The sequence below is a fragment of the Emergencia timonensis genome, assembly GCF_900086585.1.
Taxonomy (GTDB): Bacteria; Bacillota; Clostridia; order Peptostreptococcales; family Anaerovoracaceae; genus Senimuribacter; species Senimuribacter timonensis.
Genome location: NZ_FLKM01000009.1, coordinates 1,560,799 through 1,577,741 on the forward strand (window position 1 = coordinate 1,560,799; position 16,943 = coordinate 1,577,741).

Below are 16,943 nucleotides of genomic sequence, written 5' to 3' on the forward strand. Positions count from 1 at the left end.
TTAATACAGCAGACCCTGCAGCAATTCATTAGCTGTTATTCATTTTTTCCGCAGCACTTCTTATACTTTTTACCGCTGCCACATGGGCAAGGGTCGTTTCTGCCGGGCTTCTTTTCTGCGTGCACTGTCTTTGAACGTTTGAACTCTTTGATGATTTCGATGCGCTTCTCTTCGCTGAGTACGCCGTCCCAGGCAGGGAGGGTGAACAAATATTCAGCTTCGGCTTTGAGCATGTTGAAGAACAGTTTTTCGAAATCGATATCGAGATCGATGGCAGTTTCTTCTGTTACTGCATCCAGATCCATCTCAGTCTTTAAACTGGAGTTGATGCCGTCGAGGAAACCGACGAAAATCGTCTTGTTGCACTCGAACTTTGCCACTAATTCATCAACCGTTCCAGCCAGGTGTTCCTGATGATGTTCTAAAATATGCGTATAAATCTTTGTCTCTGTTTCGGAGTATTCTTTCCAAAACCCCTCAAAGGTGTCTTCGGTCTGATTCTCCATCAGTTCTTTCCAATCCTGAAATAGGCTCATCTGTCGTACCTCCTCTTTATAATGCTTTTGCAATTGCAAGAATGTCACCTACGATAGCGCTGCCTGTCGGGAGGGCGCCGGCGCCTTTGCCGTAAAACATGACTTCATCGACAGCATTTCCTGTAACGTAAATCGCATTGAACTCGTTGGATACGCCAGCGAGAGGATGTGCGTTTTCAATTTCCATAGGCTTTACATTGTATTCAACAGAATCGCCGACTTTTTTAGCCTGAGCGATCAGTTTGATTTTGCAGCCTTTGGCTTTTGCAGCCTCGATGTCGTCCATGGTGATCTTGCTAATTCCCACAGTTGGGATTTCTGTCGGCGGAACGTATTTATCGAAAGCCAGAGCCATCAAAATAGAGAGCTTGTTGGCCACGTCGATGCCTTCAACGTCAGCAGTCGGATCAGCTTCTGCAAAACCTTTTGCTTGTGCATCCTTGAGCACTTCGTTATAATCGAGGCCAAGATCTGTCATCTTGGTCAGGATGTAGTTGGTCGTGCCGTTGAGGATTCCCATAACTTCACTGAATTCGTTGCCGGCAAGGGCTTCTGTAATGGCAGTCAGGGCAGGGATGCCGCCGCCGACACTGGCTTCAAATCTGAATTCTACGTTATTTTCCTGCGCTGTCTTGTGGAGCTTGTCAAAATTTGCCGCTACGGCAGCTTTGTTCGGCGTAACGACTGACTTGCCGTTTTCCATGGCTGTCAGCATGAAAGTAGTGGACGGCTCAATGCCGCCGAGTGCCTCTACGACAATGTCAATTTCCGGATCCTTTAAAATATCATCAGGATTCTGTGTGGCCTGGCTTTCGTGGAGCCCGAGTGCTTTCAGTCTATCCATATTTTTTTCTAATACTTTTTCGACTTTGATTTCTCTGTCGATTCTTTTTTCAATCAATTCTCTGTTCATATCCAGAATCTCGTAAGTTCCACCGCCTACGGTTCCCAGACCTAGTATTCCGATTTTTACTGTTTTCATAACAGCCTCCTTGTACATATTTTTACATTGATAAAAATTATATACCAAAATTTCATTTTTGTCTTTAAATTTTAACAAAAAACCTTTATTATTAAGAAGTAAATGTAAGAGAGGTAAATAAAATGTCATTACACATCGTATTTGTAGAACCGGAAATTCCACCTAACACTGGAAATATAGCCAGAACCTGCGCGGCAACCGACACAGTATTACATCTTGTGGAGCCGCTGGGGTTTTCCATAGATGAAAAAGCGGTCAGAAGGGCGGGACTGGATTATTGGCCCTATGTAAAACTGAAAGTTCATGAGAGTTTAGACGCTTTTATGGAAAAATATGAAGGACGTACCATGTACCTGGCTACCACCAAAGGCGGGAGGATCTATACAGAACCAGAATATAAGGATGAAGATATGTTTCTCTTTGGCCGAGAGACTGCGGGTTTGCCGCGGGATTTCATCGAAGCCCATCAAGAAAAGGCAATTAGGATTCCAATGAGTGAGGATACGAGGCTTCGTTCTTTTAACCTTGCAAATTCCGCAAACATTATTTTATTTGAGGCATTAAGACAATTGGACTTTCCAGGCTTGAAATAGACTGATTCAATATGGTATACTATTTGCATAAGGAGATAGGAATTATGAAATTAGGATACGAGCTCACAATTGAACAGACCCAGAAACTATCCATGACTCCTGAATTGATTCAGGCAATACAGATATTGCAGTTCAACAACCAGGAGTTAGTTGATTATGTCCAAAATGAATTGCTTGAAAATCCTGTGCTGGAGGCCGAAAAAGAGTATGACACACAGGAAGTCGACATCAGAGAAAAAATCAGAGAAGCTGATTATGAAGAAGAGAGCTTCAAGCAGTGGGAATATTCACCGGATGAAGACGACGATTATACATACGAGCAGTACGTCTCTGAAGAAGACACTTTGACGGATTATCTCTTTATGCAGCTCCAGTTTTCCAATCTCAAGGGAAAACATGCGGCCATCGGCAAGTATATTATCGAAGCTGTCGATGACAACGGCTATCTGACCGCTTCTGTAGAGGAAATTGCCCAGGCTGTGGATGCCGAAATTGAAGATGTAGAAGATACGCTTAACTTTATCCAGACCTTTGATCCGGCCGGCATTGCGGCTAGAAACCTGAGAGAGTGCCTGATCATTCAGCTTGCCTCAAAGGGACTTTTGACAGACGAGATTGAATACATCATAGAAAACATGTTGGAGGATCTGGCGGACAACAAGATTGCACATATCGCAAAAACGCTGAACATGAAGAATCAGGAGGTTCAGCAGATTGCAGATCTGATTAAGACGCTGGAACCAAAGCCAGGCAGGCTTTTCTCATCAGGTGAGACGACCAGATATGTTATACCAGACATCTTTGTTGAAAAAATTAACGACGAATTCGTGGTTACCAACAACGATACCAGTGTGCCAAAGCTGATGGTCAGCTCCTACTATAACAAATTGTCGGCGGAAGCAGACAAAGACGAAGAACTGAATAAGTATTTAAATGATAGATTTAATGCGGCAGTATGGCTGATTAAAAGCATTGAACAGAGAAAGCAGACGATCTATAATGTAGCCAGTGCTGTTGTGAAGTATCAGCAGGATTTCTTCGATAAGGGAGAAAAGTATTTAAAGACGCTTACCCTGAAGCAGATTGCCGAAGAAGTGGGTGTGCATGAATCCACGGTAAGCCGCTCCATCAACGGCAAATATATGCAGAGTCCGAGAGGTGTTTTTGAACTAAAGTATTTCTTTTCCAGCGGCGTCTCAGGCGGAGACGGGGCCGGGGTTTCTTCCAACAGTGTAAAGTCTATCATCAAAGAAATTATTAACGGAGAAGACCCGCGAAAGCCTTACAGCGATCAGGATATGGTCGAAATTCTCAAAGAAAAGGGAATCGATATTTCCAGAAGGACTGTGGCAAAGTACAGAGAAGGCATGAACATCTTATCTTCCTCAAAGAGAAGAAGATTCTGATGATTCCGGCGGCAATATGCAGTTGGAACAAAATCTGACAAACGATATTGATTAAAATGATTAATATATTATTGTAAAACTTTAATTTTTATAAAGAGAGATATGGAGGTAAATTATGGCAATTAAAGTTGGTATTAGTGGATTCGGAAGAATTGGCAGAGTGGTGATCAGGGCGGCAATGGACATGCCGGAGATCGAAATAGCAGGGATTAATGTCCGCAACGCGGATATCGATTATCTGATCTACATGCTGAAATATGACAGTACATTCGGAAGATTCCCTAAATCACTTGAAAAGTATGAAGACGGAATTATGATGGACGGCAAAAAGGTTCCTGTATACAGTGAATCTGAAGCGAAGAACATTCCGTGGGATAAATGCGGAGCAGAATACATAGTTGAAGCGACAGGAGCTTATACTACTACTGAAACCGCGATGGATCATATCAAAGCAGGCGCTAAGAAAGTAGTCATTTCAGCTCCTGCCAAAGATAAGACGACGCCTACCTTCGTCTATGGTGTCAACTCAGACGAATACACGAGCGACATGCTGGTCGTTTCCAATGCATCTTGTACTACGAACTGTCTGGCGCCGCTTTGTAAGGTGCTTGAGGACAATTTTGGAATCGAACAGGGATTGATGTCAACCATTCACTCGGCTACAGCAAAGCAGAAAGTTGTTGATGCTCGATCCATGAAAGACTGGAGAACGGGAAGAAGCGTATTCGGCAATGTGATTCCTTCCACTACTGGAGCAGCCAAGGCTGTAGGGTTGGTGATTCCTTCCCTGGCTGGAAAGATGACAGGAATTTCTTACAGAGTTCCAATTGCAGACGTTTCTGTGATCGATCTGAATGTCGTATTGAAAAAATCCGCATCTTATGAGGCCATCTGCAGAGCAGTAAAGAAGGCTTCTGAGACGACCTTGCACGGCGTCATTGAATACGTCGATGACGAAGTAGTATCTGGTGACTTTGTTGGAGATCCGCATACTTCCATCTTCGATGCAAGAGAAGGTATTGAGTTAAACGATAAGTTCTTCAAGCTGATCGCTTTCTACGACAATGAATTTGGATATTCCAGCAAGACTTTAGAACTCATTAAGCATATGTACGAGGTAGACAACGCAAAATAACTGATACGAGAGGAAATACCGGCTAGACCGGTATTTCCTCAATATGAAACAATGAGGGGTCTAAAAAAATGAAAAAAACAATCAAAGACATCGATGTCAAAGGAAAGAAAGTTATTGTAAGATGTGATTTTAATGTACCACAGAAGGACGGCGCAATTACTGACGATAACAGAATTAAGGCTGCGCTGCCAACCATCACCTATTTAGTCGAGAAGGGGGCAAAGGTTATTTTGATGTCCCACCTGGGCAGACCAAAGGGCGAACCGAAGATGGAGTTCACATTAGAACCAGTAGCGGACAGACTGCGTCAGCTCCTAGGAAAAGAAGTCAAATTCAAAAGCTGCCCAGAGGTGATCTGTGACACGATCAAAGAAATGGCCGATTCTTTGCAAGATGGCGATGTGATGCTCCTAGAAAACGTTCGTTTCCGAAAAGAAGAAACAGAAAACGGTGCAGAATTCGCCAAAGAATTAGCTTCTTTAGGAGAAGTCTTTGTGCAGGAAGCTTTCGGCACAGCACACAGAGCCCATGCTTCTACAGCAGGAATCGCGGATTATCTGCCGGCAGTATCCGGTTTCCTGATTGAGAAGGAAGTGAAGTTTCTCGGCGGCGCAGTAGAAAACCCAGAGAGACCGTTCGTAGCAATTATGGGCGGAGCGAAAGTTGGCGATAAAATCCCAGTCATCGAGAGCCTGCTGAAAAAAGTAGACACTTTGATTATCGGCGGCGGTATGTCCTATACCTTCTTCAAGGCCATGGGACTTGAAATCGGCACATCTATTTTAGATGAAGAGAATATCGGTCTGGCGAAAGAGCTATTAAAAAAGGCCGAAACAGCGGGCGTCAAGCTGCTGCTGCCTGTGGACGTGGTCTGCGCAAAGGAATTTGCCAATGAAACAGAAACAGTAATTGTTGATAGAGAAAATATTCCGGCAGACATGATGGGACTGGATATCGGACCTAAAACCATTGACCTGTACAAAAACGCTTTGGTGGAAGCCAAGACAATTGTATGGAACGGTCCGGTAGGCGTCTTCGAAATGCCGTCCTTTGCCAAGGGAACGAAAGCCATTGCAGAGATTTTGGCCGAAAGTGATGCTGTGACAGTGATCGGCGGAGGCGATTCGGCTGCAGCAGCCGAGCAATTCGGTCTGGCAGACAAAATGACGCATATTTCAACTGGCGGTGGCGCTTCTCTGGAATTCCTGGAAGGCAAGGTATTGCCAGGTATTGCGATTATAGAAGAGAAATAAACATGAGTGGTTGACGATAAACGTCAACCAGCTAAAGGCGCATTAGCGACTGGAGCAGTGAACAAAGCGAACGATGAACCGTACGGAAATACGTCCCTTGGACGTTATTTTCGTACGGTATAAAAAGGAGTAAAAAAATGAGGATTCCGTTTATTGCAGGAAATTGGAAAATGTACAAGACAAAAAAAGAAGCGCTGGAATTTGCGGAAAGCTTCAAACAGTTATATAAGGATACCGACATCAGAGCGGCAATCTGCGCGCCGTTTACACAGCTTGAAATACTGGTGGAAGCTTTTGAGGGCACCGGCATCGGCGTGGGGGCACAAAACGTTCATTTTGAAGACGAAGGAGCCTTTACCGGCGAAATTTCAGTGGCTATGCTGAAAGAAATCGGTGTGGATTACTGTATCGTCGGTCATTCAGAAAGAAGACAGTATTTTGCAGAGACGGATGAAACCGTCAATCTCAAACTGAAAAAGCTTTTAACAGACAGCGAAATCAGACCGATTCTCTGTGTCGGAGAGACTCTTCCGCAGCGTGAAGCCAGGAGAGAGAAAGAAATCGTTGCGACACAGATCAGGAATGCTTTTGACGGCATCACAAGGGAACAGGCTGAACAAGTCGTTGTCGCATATGAACCAATCTGGGCTATTGGTACGGGTAAAACCGCTAGTCCTGAACAGGCAGAAGAAATGTGCGCTTTGATCAGAAAGGTCATTGAAGAGCTGTACGATGAAGATATCTGTGATAAAGTGATTATTCAGTATGGCGGCAGCGTAAAACCTGAAAATGCAACAGAAATTATGAATATGGATGAGATAGACGGAGCCCTTGTCGGTGGCAGCAGCCTGATTCCCTCTAAATTTATGGACATAATTAACTTTTAGCGTGAAAACTACTTGATTTTTACCATTTCTTATGATAAAGTTAAATGGTTGAAATTTAAGCAGTCAACCCTTAGCCAATCGAGCTACGCGCGGTGAGCTTGCTCTCTTGGAGGGTGGTTGCATAAGGTCTCCCCACAATTTGCGGGGCAAATTGGGACGAGAACCATTAAGCAGTCAACCTTTATCTTGTGAGACAGGCTAGCAGCCTGACTTTCAGAAGGGTTTTGCATAATCAGTTTTTATAACTGTGACAAGTCTATTAAGGAGGGATGAGATGAAAACCGCTCTAATGGTACTATTAGCAATTGCCAGCATCATTATTATTGCCAGCGTGCTATTACAATCAAGTAACAGTGACGGACTATCCGGCTCTATTGCAGGTGGTGCAGAACAGCTGTTCGGAAAAAAGAAGAGTAAAGGTTATGAAGCTATTTTGAGCAAGATAACTGTTGTATCTGCAATCTTGTTTATCGGTCTTTCATTAGCGATTGTAGCTATTTTTTAATGTGTTTATATTTAAAATTTAAATATTCGCTTGATAGTAAGAGGTGCTGATACAGTGCCTCTTAAACTTGTTCTATAAGTAAGCGAAAGAGGAGGTATTATAATTATGGAAAGCTTTATAAGCTTTGTTGCTCCTATCGCAGCTGTAGTTGGTCTAATCGTTGCTTTTTGTTTAGCATCATGGATCGGCAAAGCTGACGAAGGAACAGACAGAATGAAGGAAATTGCAGGCTTCATCAGAGAAGGTGCTATGGCATTCCTCAGAAGAGAATACAAGACGATGGTTATCGTAATCGTCGTGTTATTCCTGCTGATCGGATTTGGTCTTCAGAATTGGACAACCGCTGTACTGTATGTAATTGGCGCGCTGTTATCTGTTTTGGCTGGATTCTTCGGAATGAATGTAGCGACAAAAGGTAATGTAAGAACAGCAAACGCTGCAAAAGAAGCAGGTATGCCGAAGGCCCTAAAAATCGCGTTCAGATCGGGTGCGGTTATGGGACTTTGCGTATCAGGTCTTGGACTGTTAGGACTTGGTATCGTATTCTGTGTTCTGGATCTTGCACAGGTTGTAGATTGTGTCACAGGCTTTGGTCTCGGTGCATCGTCAATGGCGCTGTTCGGCAGAGTAGGCGGCGGTATCTACACAAAGGCTGCTGACGTTGGTGCCGACCTGGTTGGTAAAGTTGAAGCTGGAATTCCAGAAGACGACCCTAGAAACCCTGCAGTTATCGCAGATAATGTAGGCGACAACGTAGGTGACGTTGCTGGTATGGGTTCCGACTTGTTCGAATCCTATGTAGGATCCATCATTTCCGCTATCACTCTGGCAGCAGTAGCAGTCGCAAATGCACCTGAGCTTGCAACATTCTCAGAAGCAACTGCAGCTGTATTCCCTCTGATTCTTTCAGCAGTTGGTATCGTTGCCTCAGTCATCGGTATTTTGCTCGTAAGAGGCGGAGAGAATGTAAACCCTGCGAAAGCCCTGAACATGGGAACCTATATCGCAGGTGTCATCGTAATCATCGCTGCTCTAATTCTGAGTAAGCAGATGTTGGGCGATTTCACATATGCCTATGCAATTATTGCTGGTCTTATTGTCGGTATCGCTATCGGTAAGATTACAGAAATATATACATCTGCTGACTACGGTTCAGTTAAAAAGATTGCTGAGCAATCCCAGACTGGCGCAGCAACTACGATTATCAGTGGTCTTGGTGTTGGAATGATGTCAACCTTATGGCCGATTATCTGTATCTGTGTTGGTATCTTTGTTGCTTATCAGTTCGCTGGCGTATATGGTATTGCGCTTGCAGCAGTAGGTATGCTTTCTACAACAGGTATGACCGTTGCAGTAGACGCTTATGGTCCAGTATCTGACAACGCTGGTGGTATCGCCGAGATGGCAGAACTTCCAGAAGGTGTGAGAAACATTACGGACAAGCTTGATTCAGTTGGTAACACCACTGCTGCAATTGGTAAGGGTTTTGCGATTGGTTCCGCTGCTCTGACTGCTCTGGCTCTGTTCGTATCCTATGCGACTGTTGCGCAGATCAGCATCGTAAGCTTACTTGATCCAATCGTCATCGTCGGTCTATTTATCGGAGCGATGCTGCCGTTCCTGTTCTCAGCCATGACTATGAATTCTGTAGGTAAAGCTGCGAACCAGATGATTGAAGAAGTTAGAAGACAGTTCAGAGAAGACAAGGGCATCATGGAAGGAACATCTAAGCCTGACTATGCTAGATGCGTAGACATCTCAACTGGCGCTGCTCTGAAAGAAATGATCATCCCTGGTCTGATGGCCATTGCGGCTCCACTTCTCGTCGGTTTCGTTCTCGGTGCTGAAGCACTGGCTGGAATGCTGGGCGGTGCACTTTCTGCCGGCGTATTATTAGCTATCATGATGGCTAACGCTGGTGGCGCATGGGACAATGCTAAGAAATATATCGAAGAAGGTAATTATGGCGGAAAAGGTTCAGAACCTCATAAGGCTGCAGTTGTCGGCGACACAGTAGGTGACCCGTTCAAAGATACTTCTGGTCCATCCATCAACATCCTGATCAAGTTGATGACAATTGTATCAGTTGTATTCGCACCAGTATTTGGTTCCGGATTATTAGGCTAATCATATAAGTATTTCAAAAAGGCTTCGCTTCGGCGGAGTCTTTTTTGTGTTGATAGATGCGGCTGCTCCTTTAACCTTTTCCAGCGCTTGCAAAGAAATCTAAGGCTATGGTATACTAATTACAGTTTATAAAGGAGAAGAAGTGACGTTATGGCAAAAAAAGAAAAAGAACCAAAGACCAACGCAGTACGGATTGTAGCAGCGAAAAAGATTTCCTACGAGCTTCATACTTATGAGGCACCCGACGGCTTTTTAGACGGCGTTTCCGTTGCAGCCCAATCCAATCTCGATCCAAATAAAGTTTTTAAGACCTTGGTACTCATGGGGCATAGCAGAGAACACTACGTCTGTGTCATTCCCGTTGCTTGTGAATTAGATCTAAAGAAAGCCGCTAAATTTTTCGACGAAAAAAATATAGAGATGATTCACGTGAAAGAGATTACCCCTCTTACCGGATATATCAAAGGCGGCTGTTCTCCTGTCGGCATGAAAAAACAATTTAAAACAGCCATCCACAAGAGTGCACAGGAGCAGGATACCATCTGTGTCAGCGGCGGCAAAGTTGGTTTACAGATGGAGCTTTCACCACTTGAATTAGCTGAGCTGGTTAGCGCTGAATTCACCGATTTAGTAAGAGAAGGGTGACGATTGGAATCAGAATCAAACCATCAGGGAAGGTAGGTAAGGATGAAAATTAGAACTGCGACCATATTGGATTTGGAGAGAATTTTAGAAATCTATGCCTACGCCAGAACTTTTATGGCACAGACTGGGAATCCTACCCAGTGGGGAGATGGATATCCAAAGAAAGAACTATTGACCAAAGACATCGAACAAGGACAATTGTATGTCATGGAGGAAAAAAATGAAATTCACGGTGTATTCGTATTTATCATCGGTGCGGATCCTACTTATGAGGTGATTGAGGATGGTGCGTGGCCTGATAATTCACCTTATGGTACCATCCATCGGATTGCAGGAGATGGACAGGTAAAAGGACTTTTGCAGCTATGCGTAGCATTTTGTAAGACGCAAATTAAAATCTTACGCATTGATACCCATCATGACAATCGCATCATGCAGCGAGCCATAGAAAAAAACGGTTTTCAGAGGTGCGGTATCATCTATACTGCCAACGGAAGTCCAAGAATCGCTTATCAGAGCAACAAGGAGTGAAAATGGGTTTATCCGGCATTCCTGTCTGACATAGGCTAATAGAAATAACGTACAGCGTACCGTAAAGCGGTGCGTTGTTTTTCTATTTATGAACTTGATTTTTCCCACATATTCGGCTATAATCATCTTAAATACTTTTTATATTTGAAAGTATTTAAGATGAAGAGATGAAACGGAGGAAAAAACAATGGGTTTATTTGGAAAATTATTTGCCGGTCCGCAAGTTGATATGGCAAAGAGTGATGCCAACCGTAAGAAGATGCGCGAGTTGTTCAATGAAGTGGTAGAAAATGGGCAAGATTACAAGTTGATTTTCGGTTTTACCGAGGATATAGGCTGGTTTAACTATGGTTTTGTACATGGCAGTAAAACTAAAATCGGAAATCTGATCGTCGGTTGGAACGATAACAGTCAAACGATTGTTGTAGTCCCAACCGTTCCAGACCTGTCTGGCTGCGGTGATGCGACTTTTTATCGCCGCAATGAAATCCGCAAGGCATATCAGAGTAAATATCCGACAGATGCTTTTATTATCTATCCAGATCGAAAAGGTTATATTGGTATCAATGTCTGTGACTGGCTGGAAGATGAAAAGCTGTACGTCTACGTCTCCCAAGAGGAGGAAGTAAAAGAATTTACCGATTTCTTCCTAAAACGGTTTCAAACGAAATAGGGAGGCGATATCATGCCATTTGGACAGGTCGGCGCGGTACTGCTTGTTTTGGTAATCATATTTGCTGTCGGCAATGTATGGTTTCATTTTGTTGAAGCCGTAGTAAAGATTCTGAGAAATTTGTTTATTAGAAATAAGAAGCCGGCAACATGGCACACCTTGTCATCCAAAGAGGAAAGAGAGAAAAAATCAGAATCTGCGAAAAAATAGGACTGACGAGATTATCAATGATATTACATAAAAAGCAGACAGTTGATTCATAGGGATATACTGCCTGCTTTTGTTTTTGTTTATACAATGATCAAAGTTTCCGCTCTCCGTTGAAAGTTTTTTTCTAACATGGCTTTGTGGGAGAGAAAGGCCGGATCGTCAAAGTATTTGGCGTTTTCCGGGCATTTGTGTACACATGCATGGCATTTAATGCAGATGCCGGTGACTTCAGACGGTTCTTCCGGACTGATGGAACCCATAGGACAGTTTCGAGCGCAGATTCCGCAGTTCGTACACTTCGTCGTATCCGTCTCAGGTTTTGCCTTTAGAAATACGGCAGGCTGTCCGTCCAGCCCCAGAGGTCTGTAATATGCTGCTTCCGCATCTCCAGGCACGGACACGGGTTGCAGTTCGCCATCAGCAGCAAGTTTTGCGGCGGTTTTCACAGCTAATTCAGAAAGTAATTTCAAATCTTCTTGGTCTGGGCGTCCTGCCGCCAAAGAATCCGAGAAGGCATGCTGAGAAGCTACGGCAGCTGCAGAGATGATACGGAATCCATTATTTTTCAAACTCTGCGTCAGTTCTGCTAGTCCATTATCAAAACTGCGGTTTCCAAAGGTGACGACGGGAATTGCCGCGGCGCCGTTCCCCTTGAAACTGTTTTGAATAAAAGGCAGAAGCTTGTTCGGAACCTTTCCGGCATAAACCGGCGTGCCGAAGACGACCAGATCACCTGCAGCAAAGGCAGGCACTGCTTCCCGTGACGCAGGCAAAGTAAAATCGTATTTTTCGATGGGACATTTCAGCTTGTCACGGAGCGCGTCTGCTAGATGGCTGACTGCTTGATCTGTATTACCTGTAGGACTGAAATAGACTTTCCAAATTCTCGTTATATTCATTTCTGTAACCTCCTATTGAGTAGTTCCGGCAATCTGTAGAGCAAATTACTGGGAACGATATCTTAATTTTACCACAGTTTTAGAGAAAAAGGTATCGCAGTCCATATACAACACACGGCAAAAGCATGAAATAAATTGCGCGCCTTCATTAAATTAAATGCAAGGGATTATGGCACAAAACGCTCTCCGGTCCAGCATTTGCGCCTTCATTTTTGATTTTCTTGAATTTACTTGAGTGACTCCCTTTGCAAACGTGTGAAAAACAGGCATATTTGTCTTTTTCATTGGTCTGCAGAACTGCGTATGAGATAGAATATCCCACAAATGGAATATATAGTAATTTTATTCGTCCCCAATTTTTGAAATGCGTAAGAAATACGCAAGTAATCGAAAATAATTTAAAAATGAAGGCGCATTGGTTTACAATAATCAAAAAATCCGCCAGATACAAGCAAAAAAATGAAAATGAAGGCGCTTTTTTAGTCTCAACTGTCACAGCGTTATGAAAAAGGAGAACCGGATCGATTATGAATTTAGCCCAAATACGTACCCGGAATAACTGTGTTTAATAGATCTGGTTACAAAGCATTCTTTCATTGACAAATATTCAATCAAAGCGTAATATAGAACGTGAGGTGATAAAGTGCGTATATCAAAGGACCCGGAAGTAAGAAAACAGGAAATCATAGATACAGCCATGGGGATTTTTTCTGAAAAAGGCTTTGAGGCAGTGACCATGAAGGATATCGCTCAGGCAGTGGGCGTGGCTGCTGGCCTCTGCTATCATTATTTTCCTAATAAACAGGCGCTCTACGAAACGGCTGTCAGCCAGTATGCAGAAGTTTGCAGCCGTGGTTTTATCGAGGTATTTCAGCAGACAGACTTGCCCCTCGAAGCTTGTTTGAATCAACTTTGGCAGGTATGGCAGCAGGCGGAGACGACTGGGGCCTATACTTATGCCGTTTTTTTTCATAAAGAAGGAAATGAGTTTTTTCACGCACAGCTGGATACGGCGATGGCAAGAAAAGTATCTCCTTATGTGGAAAAGTATCTGAAGGCATTACAGGATAGAGGAGAAATCCGTGTTTCTGATCCTTCCGCTGCAGCAAAATTCATCATCGGCGGCCAGGCTCTGATCATCAACGATCAAAGCCTTCCGTTGGAAGAACGATTTGCAGCTGTACAGCAGCTTATTCGCAAAGTTTTAAATTAGGGCGTTTAAAATAATCCGTCAATTCAGACGGGTTTTCTTCAAAATTGTTATTGAATATGTATCAATGAAAGAAATTCAATGAGGTGTAATGATGAATTCAAGAGAATATTTCGATCGTACAGCGAAAGAATACGACGAAGGCCACGACGGGCGTTTTGTTAGATGTATGTATCCTGAAATTGTACGCCAGGTGAAGGAACTGCAGGGAGAAAATATTCTGGATATCGGCTGCGGAAACGGAAATGTCATAAAAATGTTGGAAGCACAGCGGCCTGGGCATTATCATGGGGCAGACTTTTCAAGAGAGATGCTTAAGGAAGCAAGGAAGCGGGTTTCAAAAGAAGTGGTGCTCAAATTAGCAGACGCGGTCGACTTGCCCTTTGACGATGAGAGCTTTGACATCGTCATCTGTAATGCGTCCTTTCACCATTATGAAGAACCTGAAAAGGCCATCAGCGAAATGAACCGCGTACTGAGGCCAGGTGGAGCTTTGATTTTAGGAGACCCGACCTTGCCACTGTTTCGCAGGCTTTTCAACTGGGCGCTGAAATGGGGCAAAGCTGGTGACGTTTGGATTTACGGCAAAAAAGATATCCTGCCATTGTTTAGGAGCGGCGGATTTGATATACTGAAATGGAAACGTATCAACTACAGAGCTTTTATATTTCAAGGGAGAAAGAGGGAGAATCATGAAGGTAAATAGATTACTCATACACGACTTGCAGCCGGGGTTTGCACAGAATGGCAATTTTGATGAGATTGTAGAAGATATCGGAACAATTAAGAGCTGTATCGGCTGCTTTACCTGCTGGATCAAAACGCCCATGGAATGTGTTCTGAAAGACAGTTATGAACACATGGCAGAAAAGCTGGCGGCGTGTGATGAACTGACCATCGTCAGTAAATGTACCTACGGCGGTCCATCTGCTTATGTCAAAAACGTTTTAGATCGAAGTATTCCTTATATGCATCCTGATTTTGTGATCAAAAACGGCGAGATGCATCATAAACAGAGATTTCCGCAGCACATTGCAATGAAAGTTATATTCTACGGAGACGGTCTTTCGGAAACGGAAAAAGAAACTGCTGAAGAATGGTCCGAAGCTATGGCGGTGAATTTTGATGCAGCTGCAGTGGAAACTACATTTTGCAGAGATGTTATGGAAGTCTGTCAGATGCTGTCTGAGCAGGGAATCCCACAGGATACGATCTGCGATGAAGAGCAAAAGAAAGCCTGCTTACCGCTGAACAGACAAGAAGAAGGCACCATGGCGCTGATCAGTGGCAGTCCCAAGAAGAAGTACAGCACTTCGGGACAAATGCTAGAAGAGTTGAAATCTCTCTTGTCCAAAGATCAGGCAGTGACAGAGCTTCGTTTTTCGGACAACGGATTAGCGGAGAATCATCTGCAGGCTCTCGCAAAAGCGGAGACCTTTGTAATCTCCTTTCCGTTATATGTGGACAGTATCCCGAGTCATCTGCTGCGGTGTCTGACAGAGATAGACACTTATTTTGCTGGGCAATCCTGTACTAAATCGGTTTATGCTATCATCAATTGCGGATTTTACGAAGGAGAACAGGCGAAGACCGCTATGAAAATGGTAGAAAACTGGTGCGTGCGCTGCGGTTTTACTTTTCGAGGCGGCCTCGGCGTCGGCGCAGGGGGCATGTGGCACTCCATCAAAGACGTACCGCCGGGACATGGACCGAAGAAAGACTACGGAAAACACCTTTCGGAGTTAGCAGAGAAAATGGAACAACAGGAAGATTATGGATGTGTTTTTACCACAGTCAACTTCCCGCGATTCGCTTACAAAATGGCTGGAGAGTCTGGATGGAAACAGGCTGCCAAGAAGAACGGAATCACACTGTAGTTTCCATCAATTGCTATCCGGACAGTACATAAAATGAGAGGTAAAACTCCTTTTGCTATGATACAATGTTCTTACCTACAGAGCTTAGAGCTTATGGTGCAATAAAATATCATGAAAAAAGGGGAAAGACCATGAAATGGAATGAAAAACTGCAGAGGATCATCGACTATGTGGAACTGCATCTGCAGAGGAAGCAGGAGAAGGTTGATATGGCGGAAATCCAGCGGATCGCTGGCTGCTCCGGTTCTTTTTTTCAAAAAGTATTTTCCTATACTACAGGCATCAGTTTTGCCGAATATCTTCGCTTTCGGAAGATGACTTTGGCTGGTTATGATTTGCAGAGCAGCGATATCAAAATCATCGACTTGAGCTACCGATACGGCTACGATTCACCGACATCCTTTACCAGGGCGTTTCAGCAGTTTCACGGCGTTTCGCCAAAAGATTCAAGGGCTGCCGGTGCTAAGCTGCGAGTATTTCCAAAGATGCAAATTGCTTGCGAAGAACAGTATGCGTGGGAAATCAGACGGATGCCGGAACTGCGCATGGTCGGTAAAAGCATCACAATTACTAGAGACGACGAGCACAATGCTACAAAGATACCTGGGTTTTGGAATACATGCCAAAGGGATGGCAGTTTTTCAACAATGATCGCCATGGATCAGGGAAATCCCAAAGGGCTGTTCGGTCTCTTTGAGTCCTGCGACGAAGGCGCAGAGGAAGAGCAGTATTTCATCATGACAGCCACCGACTATGAGACACCGGAGGGTTTTGTTGAGAAACTGCTGCCAGCCTCCACTTGGGCCGTATTCGACTGCATCGGCAGCGTTCCAACTGCCATCCAGAAAGGATGGAGGTATTTGGAGCAGGAGTGGATTGTAAAATATCCATTTCGCCATGGCGCTCTCCCCGAAATTGAATGGTATAGCGACGGAAATCCATATGCCAGAGACTATCTGAGTCAGATATGGATTCCGATTATAGAGGAGGAATGATAAAATGGTGCATTTAGTATATTGTGATAATACGGGCAAAAAAGGGGAACGAGTGCTGGATAAAATTCTGAATGGGACGAAGACCATGGTAGTGCGGGGTGCTGCTGGAAGAAAAATTCCTCACAGCAGAGTCTTTGCCGGTGAGACCCTATACTTTATGGAAAAGGGGAGTCTCAAGATCACGGCTTCTGCGAAGGTGAAGGACGTGAAAAATTATGTAAAGCTTACAGACGAAGAGATTACAGCTGTGCTGGAAGAAAATCAGCCAAAACTCAACTTATCTGAAAAGCAGAAAACCCGTTGGCACAAGAAATGTCTCTGCCTTGTGGAATTTGAAAATGTACAAGCGATAGAGCCGATGGACTTTGATCACCAGGGCAACATGGACGACTGGCTCATCATCGAAAAAATCGAGGATGTCGTCGTGGGTACGAGCATTGACTACAATTATGAAAAGTCTAAGTTCAAGAAATAATCGA

General features: G+C 44.0%; 19 protein-coding genes. 16 read left to right on the forward strand and 3 right to left on the reverse strand.

The genetic code is table 11. From position 1 onward, the window contains the following. Nucleotides 1–35: 35 nt before the first annotated feature. Complete coding sequence (locus BN6539_RS18255) at nucleotides 36–536, reverse strand: SEC-C metal-binding domain-containing protein (protein WP_067541643.1); 501 nt, start codon at nucleotides 534–536, stop codon at nucleotides 36–38. Nucleotides 537–552: 16 nt separating this feature from the next. Continuing rightward, on the reverse strand, nucleotides 553–1,518 hold the full coding sequence (locus tag BN6539_RS18260; RefSeq protein WP_067541645.1) for a homoserine dehydrogenase: 966 nt from the start codon (nucleotides 1,516–1,518) through the stop codon (nucleotides 553–555). A gap of 122 nt (nucleotides 1,519–1,640) precedes the next feature. Between BN6539_RS18260 and BN6539_RS18265 the strand changes: the two genes are divergently transcribed. The 11 genes from BN6539_RS18265 to BN6539_RS18315 all read left to right on the forward strand — a co-directional run bounded on the left by BN6539_RS18265 (nucleotide 1,641) and on the right by BN6539_RS18315 (nucleotide 11,483). After that, on the forward strand, nucleotides 1,641–2,111 hold the full coding sequence (locus BN6539_RS18265; RefSeq protein WP_067541647.1) for a tRNA (cytidine(34)-2'-O)-methyltransferase: 471 nt from the start codon (nucleotides 1,641–1,643) through the stop codon (nucleotides 2,109–2,111). Nucleotides 2,112–2,155: 44 nt separating this feature from the next. Then, nucleotides 2,156–3,517 (forward strand): RNA polymerase factor sigma-54, encoded by a 1,362-nt coding sequence (rpoN, locus tag BN6539_RS18270; RefSeq protein WP_067541649.1) that lies wholly within the window; start codon nucleotides 2,156–2,158, stop codon nucleotides 3,515–3,517. A 115-nt stretch (nucleotides 3,518–3,632) separates the two neighbouring features. Next, nucleotides 3,633–4,652, forward strand: coding sequence for a type I glyceraldehyde-3-phosphate dehydrogenase (gene gap / locus BN6539_RS18275; RefSeq protein ID WP_067541651.1), 1,020 nt, complete (start codon nucleotides 3,633–3,635; stop codon nucleotides 4,650–4,652). 68 nt (nucleotides 4,653–4,720) lie between these two features. Further along, nucleotides 4,721–5,905, forward strand: a complete 1,185-nt coding sequence (locus BN6539_RS18280) for a phosphoglycerate kinase (protein ID WP_067541653.1) — start codon at nucleotides 4,721–4,723, stop codon at nucleotides 5,903–5,905. Between the two features lie 137 nt (nucleotides 5,906–6,042). Beyond that, a complete protein-coding gene (gene tpiA / locus BN6539_RS18285) occupies nucleotides 6,043–6,792 on the forward strand; it encodes a triose-phosphate isomerase (RefSeq protein ID WP_067541655.1) in 750 nt (249 codons plus the stop codon). A gap of 274 nt (nucleotides 6,793–7,066) precedes the next feature. Further along, complete coding sequence (gene secG / locus BN6539_RS18290; protein WP_067541657.1) at nucleotides 7,067–7,297, forward strand: preprotein translocase subunit SecG; 231 nt, start codon at nucleotides 7,067–7,069, stop codon at nucleotides 7,295–7,297. A 105-nt stretch (nucleotides 7,298–7,402) separates the two neighbouring features. After that, the gene (locus BN6539_RS18295; protein WP_067541659.1) at nucleotides 7,403–9,424 is read left to right on the forward strand and encodes a sodium-translocating pyrophosphatase; all 2,022 of its coding nucleotides are present in this window, start codon (nucleotides 7,403–7,405) and stop codon (nucleotides 9,422–9,424) included. Between the two features lie 150 nt (nucleotides 9,425–9,574). Then, nucleotides 9,575–10,069: a Cys-tRNA(Pro) deacylase gene (gene ybaK / locus BN6539_RS18300; RefSeq protein ID WP_067541661.1), complete on the forward strand. Its 495-nt coding sequence runs from the start codon at nucleotides 9,575–9,577 to the stop codon at nucleotides 10,067–10,069. A 42-nt stretch (nucleotides 10,070–10,111) separates the two neighbouring features. Beyond that, nucleotides 10,112–10,600 carry a GNAT family N-acetyltransferase gene (locus BN6539_RS18305; protein ID WP_067541663.1) on the forward strand — a complete coding sequence of 163 codons (489 nt, stop codon included), beginning with the start codon at nucleotides 10,112–10,114 and terminating at the stop codon, nucleotides 10,598–10,600. Nucleotides 10,601–10,787: 187 nt separating this feature from the next. Beyond that, nucleotides 10,788–11,273: a hypothetical protein gene (locus BN6539_RS18310; RefSeq protein WP_067541665.1), complete on the forward strand. Its 486-nt coding sequence runs from the start codon at nucleotides 10,788–10,790 to the stop codon at nucleotides 11,271–11,273. Nucleotides 11,274–11,285: 12 nt separating this feature from the next. Beyond that, nucleotides 11,286–11,483 carry a hypothetical protein gene (locus tag BN6539_RS18315; protein WP_067541667.1) on the forward strand — a complete coding sequence of 66 codons (198 nt, stop codon included), beginning with the start codon at nucleotides 11,286–11,288 and terminating at the stop codon, nucleotides 11,481–11,483. An 80-nt stretch (nucleotides 11,484–11,563) separates the two neighbouring features. Here BN6539_RS18315 and BN6539_RS18320 read toward each other — a convergent pair whose 3' ends face one another. Next, entirely contained in the window at nucleotides 11,564–12,382 is an 819-nt protein-coding gene (locus BN6539_RS18320; protein WP_067541669.1) for an EFR1 family ferrodoxin, read from the reverse strand. A gap of 643 nt (nucleotides 12,383–13,025) precedes the next feature. Here BN6539_RS18320 and BN6539_RS18325 point away from each other — a divergent pair. The 5 genes from BN6539_RS18325 to BN6539_RS18345 all read left to right on the forward strand — a co-directional run bounded on the left by BN6539_RS18325 (nucleotide 13,026) and on the right by BN6539_RS18345 (nucleotide 16,939). Then, nucleotides 13,026–13,595, forward strand: coding sequence for a TetR/AcrR family transcriptional regulator (locus BN6539_RS18325; protein WP_067541671.1), 570 nt, complete (start codon nucleotides 13,026–13,028; stop codon nucleotides 13,593–13,595). Between the two features lie 88 nt (nucleotides 13,596–13,683). Further along, nucleotides 13,684–14,298 carry a class I SAM-dependent methyltransferase gene (locus tag BN6539_RS18330; RefSeq protein ID WP_067541673.1) on the forward strand — a complete coding sequence of 205 codons (615 nt, stop codon included), beginning with the start codon at nucleotides 13,684–13,686 and terminating at the stop codon, nucleotides 14,296–14,298. Further along, the gene (locus tag BN6539_RS22490) at nucleotides 14,285–15,469 is read left to right on the forward strand and encodes a flavodoxin family protein (RefSeq protein WP_148484506.1); all 1,185 of its coding nucleotides are present in this window, start codon (nucleotides 14,285–14,287) and stop codon (nucleotides 15,467–15,469) included. The genes BN6539_RS18330 and BN6539_RS22490 overlap by 14 nt, the downstream gene beginning before the upstream one ends. A 131-nt stretch (nucleotides 15,470–15,600) precedes the next feature. Continuing rightward, nucleotides 15,601–16,464 (forward strand): AraC family transcriptional regulator, encoded by an 864-nt coding sequence (locus BN6539_RS18340; RefSeq protein ID WP_067541675.1) that lies wholly within the window; start codon nucleotides 15,601–15,603, stop codon nucleotides 16,462–16,464. A 4-nt stretch (nucleotides 16,465–16,468) separates the two neighbouring features. Beyond that, on the forward strand, nucleotides 16,469–16,939 hold the full coding sequence (locus BN6539_RS18345; RefSeq protein WP_067541677.1) for a hypothetical protein: 471 nt from the start codon (nucleotides 16,469–16,471) through the stop codon (nucleotides 16,937–16,939). The last annotated feature ends 4 nt before the right edge of the window (nucleotides 16,940–16,943 follow it).

Excerpts from the sequence above, each read along its gene's own strand:
- BN6539_RS18255 (WP_067541643.1), bottom strand. The coding sequence starts at position 536 with ATGAGCCTATTTCAGGATTGGAAAGAACTGATGGAGAATCAGACCGAA.
- BN6539_RS18260 (WP_067541645.1), bottom strand. The coding sequence starts at position 1,518 with ATGAAAACAGTAAAAATCGGAATACTAGGTCTGGGAACCGTAGGCGGT.
- BN6539_RS18265 (WP_067541647.1), top strand. The coding sequence starts at position 1,641 with ATGTCATTACACATCGTATTTGTAGAACCGGAAATTCCACCTAACACT.
- rpoN (WP_067541649.1), top strand. The coding sequence starts at position 2,156 with ATGAAATTAGGATACGAGCTCACAATTGAACAGACCCAGAAACTATCC.
- gap (WP_067541651.1), top strand. The coding sequence starts at position 3,633 with ATGGCAATTAAAGTTGGTATTAGTGGATTCGGAAGAATTGGCAGAGTG.
- BN6539_RS18280 (WP_067541653.1), top strand. The coding sequence starts at position 4,721 with ATGAAAAAAACAATCAAAGACATCGATGTCAAAGGAAAGAAAGTTATT.
- tpiA (WP_067541655.1), top strand. The coding sequence starts at position 6,043 with ATGAGGATTCCGTTTATTGCAGGAAATTGGAAAATGTACAAGACAAAA.
- secG (WP_067541657.1), top strand. The coding sequence starts at position 7,067 with ATGAAAACCGCTCTAATGGTACTATTAGCAATTGCCAGCATCATTATT.
- BN6539_RS18295 (WP_067541659.1), top strand. The coding sequence starts at position 7,403 with ATGGAAAGCTTTATAAGCTTTGTTGCTCCTATCGCAGCTGTAGTTGGT.
- ybaK (WP_067541661.1), top strand. The coding sequence starts at position 9,575 with ATGGCAAAAAAAGAAAAAGAACCAAAGACCAACGCAGTACGGATTGTA.
- BN6539_RS18305 (WP_067541663.1), top strand. The coding sequence starts at position 10,112 with ATGAAAATTAGAACTGCGACCATATTGGATTTGGAGAGAATTTTAGAA.
- BN6539_RS18310 (WP_067541665.1), top strand. The coding sequence starts at position 10,788 with ATGGGTTTATTTGGAAAATTATTTGCCGGTCCGCAAGTTGATATGGCA.
- BN6539_RS18315 (WP_067541667.1), top strand. The coding sequence starts at position 11,286 with ATGCCATTTGGACAGGTCGGCGCGGTACTGCTTGTTTTGGTAATCATA.
- BN6539_RS18320 (WP_067541669.1), bottom strand. The coding sequence starts at position 12,382 with ATGAATATAACGAGAATTTGGAAAGTCTATTTCAGTCCTACAGGTAAT.
- BN6539_RS18330 (WP_067541673.1), top strand. The coding sequence starts at position 13,684 with ATGATGAATTCAAGAGAATATTTCGATCGTACAGCGAAAGAATACGAC.
- BN6539_RS22490 (WP_148484506.1), top strand. The coding sequence starts at position 14,285 with ATGAAGGTAAATAGATTACTCATACACGACTTGCAGCCGGGGTTTGCA.
- BN6539_RS18340 (WP_067541675.1), top strand. The coding sequence starts at position 15,601 with ATGAAATGGAATGAAAAACTGCAGAGGATCATCGACTATGTGGAACTG.
- BN6539_RS18345 (WP_067541677.1), top strand. The coding sequence starts at position 16,469 with ATGGTGCATTTAGTATATTGTGATAATACGGGCAAAAAAGGGGAACGA.